At 55.4% G+C, this 1,595-nt stretch carries 1 rRNA gene; it reads right to left on the bottom strand.

Going from position 1 to position 1,595, the window contains the following annotated elements:
• Positions 1-1,595, bottom strand: a 23S ribosomal RNA gene (locus POTG_RS23405); the annotation flags it as partial.

Here is a 1,595-nt window from a genome sequence, read left to right as displayed (position 1 = left end):
GGCACTTCCACCTCAGGCCTATCAACCTTGTCGTCTTCAAGGGGTCTTACATACGGGGAAATCTCATCTTGAGGGGGGCTTCACGCTTAGATGCTTTCAGCGCTTATCCCGTCCGCACTTAGCTACCCAGCTGTGCTCCTGGCGGAACAACTGGTGCACCAGCGGTGCGTCCATCCCGGTCCTCTCGTACTAAGGACAGCTCCTCTCAAATTTCCTACGCCCACGACAGATAGGGACCGAACTGTCTCACGACGTTCTGAACCCAGCTCGCGTACCGCTTTAATGGGCGAACAGCCCAACCCTTGGGACCTACTTCAGCCCCAGGATGCGATGAGCCGACATCGAGGTGCCAAACCTCCCCGTCGATGTGGACTCTTGGGGGAGATAAGCCTGTTATCCCCAGGGTAGCTTTTATCCGTTGAGCGATGGCCCTTCCATGCGGTACCACCGGATCACTAAGCCCGACTTTCGTCCCTGCTCGACTTGTCAGTCTCGCAGTCAAGCTCCCTTCTGCCTTTGCACTCTTCGAATGATTTCCAACCATTCTGAGGGAACCTTGGGGCGCCTCCGTTACTCTTTAGGAGGCGACCGCCCCAGTCAAACTGCCCGCCTGACACTGTCCCCGTACCGGATTCACGGTACCAGGTTAGAACCTAGATACGATCAGGGTGGTATCCCAACGGCGCCTCCACCGAAGCTGGCGCTCCGGCTTCCTAGGCTCCCACCTATCCTGTACAAATCGTATCCAAGTCCAATATCAAGCTGCAGTAAAGCTCCATGGGGTCTTTCCGTCTTGTCGCGGGTAACCTGCATCTTCACAGGTATTAAAATTTCACCGGATCTCTCGTTGAGACAGCGCCCAAGTCGTTACGCCATTCGTGCGGGTCAGAATTTACCTGACAAGGAATTTCGCTACCTTAGGACCGTTATAGTTACGGCCGCCGTTTACTGGGGCTTCGGTTCACAGCTTCGGGCTAAACCCTAACCGCTCCCCTTAACCTTCCAGCACCGGGCAGGCGTCAGCCCGTATACTTCGCCTTGCGGCTTCGCACAGACCTGTGTTTTTGCTAAACAGTCGCTTGGGCCTTTTCACTGCGGCCCCCTCGGGCTATTCACCCTACCGAGGCACCCCTTCTCCCGAAGTTACGGGGTCATTTTGCCGAGTTCCTTAACGAGAGTTCTTCCGCGCGCCTTAGAATTCTCTTCTCGCCTACCTGTGTCGGTTTGCGGTACGGGCACCTTCTCCTGGCTAGAGGCTTTTCTTGGCAGTGTGAGATCATGACCTTCGGTACTGTAAATTTTCCCTCCCCATCACAGCCTAGCCTTATCGGTGTGCGGATTTGCCTACACACCAGCCTCACTGCTTGGACGAGCATCCATCAGCTCGCGTCACTACCCTACTGCGTCACCCCATCGCTCATAGCGGATTACGGTGGTACAGGAATTTCTACCTGTTGTCCTTCGACTACGCCTTTCGGCCTCGCCTTAGGTCCCGACTTACCCTGAGCGGACGAACCTTCCTCAGGAACCCTTAGGCTTTCGGCGGATCAGATTCTCACTGATCTTTTCGTTACTCATACCGGCATTCTCACTTG

Origin of the sequence: Paenibacillus sp. oral taxon 786 str. D14 (genome assembly GCF_000159955.1) — a bacterium.
Classification (GTDB): Bacteria; Bacillota; Bacilli; order Paenibacillales; family Paenibacillaceae; genus Fontibacillus; species Fontibacillus phoenicis.
The sequence above is the reverse complement of the archived record's forward strand: the minus strand, read 5'-3'. Positions and strand labels throughout refer to the sequence as shown.